Annotated in this window: 4 protein-coding genes; 3 read left to right on the top strand and 1 reads right to left on the bottom strand. The window is 41.1% G+C overall.

Translation table 11 applies throughout. From position 1 onward, the window contains the following. The coding region (gcvPA, locus tag SD31_RS13195) for an aminomethyl-transferring glycine dehydrogenase subunit GcvPA (protein ID WP_082021965.1) at positions 1 to 1,577 on the bottom strand (1,577 nt) is incomplete at its 3' end. Positions 1,578 to 1,890: 313 nt separating this feature from the next. Here gcvPA and SD31_RS13190 point away from each other — a divergent pair. Genes SD31_RS13190 through SD31_RS17660 form a run of 3 tightly spaced genes read left to right on the top strand, consistent with a single transcriptional unit; the run spans position 1,891 to position 3,720 of the window. Then, complete coding sequence (locus SD31_RS13190) at positions 1,891 to 2,808, top strand: dimethylarginine dimethylaminohydrolase family protein (protein ID WP_039054472.1); 918 nt, start codon at positions 1,891 to 1,893, stop codon at positions 2,806 to 2,808. After that, positions 2,805 to 3,485 carry an arginine deiminase-related protein gene (locus tag SD31_RS13185; RefSeq protein WP_197053725.1) on the top strand — a complete coding sequence of 227 codons (681 nt, stop codon included), beginning with the start codon at positions 2,805 to 2,807 and terminating at the stop codon, positions 3,483 to 3,485. The genes SD31_RS13190 and SD31_RS13185 overlap by 4 nt, the downstream gene beginning before the upstream one ends. 28 nt (positions 3,486 to 3,513) lie before the next feature. Beyond that, complete coding sequence (locus SD31_RS17660) at positions 3,514 to 3,720, top strand: arginine deiminase-related protein (RefSeq protein WP_197053726.1); 207 nt, start codon at positions 3,514 to 3,516, stop codon at positions 3,718 to 3,720. Positions 3,721 to 3,862: the final 142 nt, after the last annotated feature.

The raw sequence follows: 3,862 nt of genomic DNA, 5'->3' as shown, positions 1-3,862 counted from the left end.
ATGTTACGACGGAACCATTTTCCGTAGGACATTCGGCGTTCAGCTTTCATAGTACATGATCCCAAAGGAATCATAGAATGACACAACGACAAATCTTTGGCTTCTAAAGATTTGATGTAACGCAACATCTCGTGCTCCGAATGGTACGAGTTGAAGACAGGGTGTGTCAGATAAGAAGAAGTACGAATCAATTCCGCAGGGATCGAGGATCCTAACTCTTTTTCTAAGCTTTCCCAATCCAATTCATCCAAGGTTTTTCCTTTGATTTTGGCAAAAACCTTAACAATAGTCTGAATATCTTGGTACGTCGTTGTCTCATCGATAGATATTCCTACCACACCATCATTGTAGTAGAAGTTCATCTCATTATTGAGTGCTTCAGCCTTTAACGTTCCTGCTTGCTCTCCAACATTGAAACGTAACGTATCGAAATAAGTTTTATTAGTTTGTTCGTAGCCCAAAGCTTGAATGGCTTTGTCTGCCAGCTTTGTCAAGTCGTTGATACGTGTGGCGATATTTTTTATGCCTTCTGGGCCGTGGTAAACAGCGTAGAAAGAAGCCATGATGGCCAAGAGAGCCTGAGCCGTACATATGTTTGACGAGGCTTTATCACGGCGGATATGCTGCTCACGTGTCTGCAAGGCCATACGCAATGCATAGTTGCCACTAGAATCTGTCGTCACACCGATAATACGTCCTGGAATATTTCTCTTATAAGCTTCTTTCGTAGCGAAAAATGCGGCATGAGGACCTCCGAAGCCCATAGGAACGCCGAAGCGCTGCGAGTTGCCTACCACTACGTCAGCACCCCATTCTCCCGGAGGAGTCAACAAGGCCAGCGCCATCAGGTCGGCAGCAACACATACAGTAATATCTTTAGCATGTGCAGCTTCCGCTAAATTTTTATAATCGGAAATGGTACCGTCTGCTGCAGGATATTGCACAAAAACAGCAAACACATCGTCCGCCAAATTGGCTTCCGCAACATCTGCAATACGCAATTCAATACCGAAAGGAACCGCTCTCGTCTTCAACACATCTAAAGTTTGCGGGAACACATTCGGCGACACCAAAAACACATTAGCATTTTTGTTTTTGCGTGCAGCATAAAGCATATACATAGCTTCCGCCGCCGCCGTAGCCTCATCCAACAGTGAGGCGTTGGCTATCTCTAAGCCGGTGAAGTCTGAAATTACTGTTTGGAAGTTGAGTAATGCTTGTAATCGTCCTTGCGCAATCTCCGCCTGATATGGCGTATATTGGGTGTACCACCCAGGGTTTTCAAACACATTACGCTGAATAACTCCAGGCAATACGACATCATAATAGCCCTGACCAATGTAAGATTTGAAAATTTTATTTCTTTCTGCGATTTGGGCAATCTTCTCTAGGTAAGCTACCTCACTCAGTGGCTGAGGAAGATTCATCGCTTTTCTTCTGATTTGAGCCGGAACAGTCTGTTCGATCAACTCTTCTAAAGAAGCTACACCAATGACCTTTAACATTTCCTCGGTCTGTGCAGCGTCCGGACCATTATGACGATCCTGAAATTTTTCTTGATAGTGTACGTTACTCATTACGCTTTATAATTGCAAGAACTTCTATTTAACTCTCTGAAAACAAACTATTTTCTTTTGAAAAGAATTTTATTGAATGCGCAAAGATACTCATTTTTAGACACTTTTCCGGACGATAAGTTCTATAACCAAATATTTTACAGAGCTATTAACCACTCTCCGATTTTATTATAAAAAATTTAGGGCTAAATGGGCATTTTTTAAAATATTTTACGCATTCCTTCCTTCTATAGAAAGGTTTTCAATTCTTTCCTTATAAGAAAAAAATATAGCGTTAATTACGTAATTTAGTGATATCAGAAATACCGATTATATGCTTAAACTTAACGTAAAAAATGAAACATCAACCCTTAAGAAAGTTGTTTTAGGCATTGCTAATAGCAATGGACCTACACCTACACCCGAAGAGGCTTACGATCCAAAATCGCTCGAACATATCTTAGCTGGCACATATCCTCTGGAGCAAGATATGGTAGCGGAAATGACAGCCTTTGAGAAAGTATTGAAAAAATATGGTGTTGACGTACTGCGCCCTAGAATTATCCCCAATCTCAACCAAATCTTTACCCGAGATATAGGCTTTGTCATCGACGATTGCTTTATTAAGTCCAACATCTTACCGGACAGAGCTGAAGAATGGAACGCCATAGATTATATCATAGAGCAAATCGATAAAAGCAGGTTTATCATCCCTCCTGAAGAAGTACATATCGAAGGAGGAGATGTCATCCTTTGGAATGAATATATTTTCGTGGGATGCTATTACGGAGAAGATTATTCATCCCTAAATACTGCTAGGACCAATCGTGCGGGGGTAGAGTTCTTAAAAGAGCTTTTCCCTCACAAAAATGTAATAGACTGCGACTTGATAAAATCTATGACCGACCCAAGGGCCAATGCTCTACACCTCGATTGTTGTTTTCAGCCGGTAGGATACGACAAAGCCATCGTCTTCAAAGGGGGCTTCAGAGATCAAAAAAGCTATAACATTATCCGGGAAATTTTCGGGGAAGAAAACCTTTTTCATATTTCAGCAGATGACATGTACGAAATGTACTCCAACATTTTCTCCATCTCCCCACAAGTGGTGGTTTCTGAAAGAAACTTCCATAAACTTAACACATGGTTAGAAAGTAACGGGTTTATTGTGGAGAAAGTGCCGTACTACGAAATAGGAAAGCAGGAGGGACTATTACGCTGTTCTACTTTACCTTTAGTTCGGGAATCATGAAGCAGACAACATCACACATTTTAATGGTAAGGCCGGGCTCTTTCAGAACCAACGAAGAGACGGCCGTAAATAATTTTTTTCAAGACCAAACAAACGAAGAAAAAAATGCTAATGGATTGGCACAACAGGAGTTCGACAACACGGTAGATATTCTCAGATCTGAAGGAATTGAGGTCTTCGTCCTTCAAGATTCGGGAGAATACGACACTCCAGACAGCTTATTTCCTAACAATATCATTTCTTTTCACGGTGATAGAGCTATTCTCTACCCCATGTTTGCGCCCAACAGACGGCGCGAACATCTCTTACAACCTTTAGCCTTCCTGAAAAGTCAAGGAATCAGCTATTCCGAAGTGTTGGATTACACTCCATTTGTAGAAGAAAACCTCTTTCTAGAAGGTACCGGGGTGCTTGTCCTTGACAGGATAAACCGAATCGCCTACTGCTCACTCTCCGAACGGGCTAACGAAGAGCTCGTACATCTATTCTGCAAAGACAACGAGTATATCCCTATCATATTTCACGCTACACAGCTGGTAGATAACAAAAGAGAACCCGTCTACCATACCAATGTGATGATGGCATTAGGGACAAGTTTCTGCGTAATCTGTCTCGACAGCATCTTGGCCGAACAAGAAAAAAGCAAAGTCATAACAGGCTTTAATCAACACGAATAAAACCATCATCACTATCTCCGAAGCGCAGATGAATCATTTCTGCGGCAATATTCTGGAGCTACATAGCATTGATGGCCAACCTCTTATAGTAATGAGCGAACAAGCATATAAAACTTTCACCAAAGAGCAAAAAGATCAACTATCTCTCTTTGGTAAAATAGTCACAGCCCCCATCTATACCATAGAACGGCTCGGGGGCGGCTCACTACGCTGTATGATAGCTGAAATTTTCTAAGCAAATCTTAAGGATTAAGGGGTAACAATTTTATCCAAACCTTTATATAACGGTAAAGAAAGAACGTTTATTAACCCTTTAAACATTTAAGACTTAATGAAAAGCATGTTAATCCAATATTCGGAATTTTATCGCTCTTCAT

Origin of the sequence: Sphingobacterium sp. T2 (genome assembly GCF_000814685.1) — a bacterium.
Classification (GTDB): Bacteria; Bacteroidota; Bacteroidia; order Sphingobacteriales; family Sphingobacteriaceae; genus Sphingobacterium; species Sphingobacterium thermophilum.
Note: the sequence above shows the minus strand (reverse complement) of the source record. Positions and strands in the feature narration are given on the sequence as shown.

What these genes read in the sequence shown, in the direction of transcription:
- SD31_RS13190 (WP_039054472.1), top strand. Translation starts at nt 1,891, where the DNA reads ATGCTTAAACTTAACGTAAAAAATGAAACATCAACCCTTAAGAAAGTT.
- SD31_RS13185 (WP_197053725.1), top strand. Translation starts at nt 2,805, where the DNA reads ATGAAGCAGACAACATCACACATTTTAATGGTAAGGCCGGGCTCTTTC.
- SD31_RS17660 (WP_197053726.1), top strand. Translation starts at nt 3,514, where the DNA reads ATGAATCATTTCTGCGGCAATATTCTGGAGCTACATAGCATTGATGGC.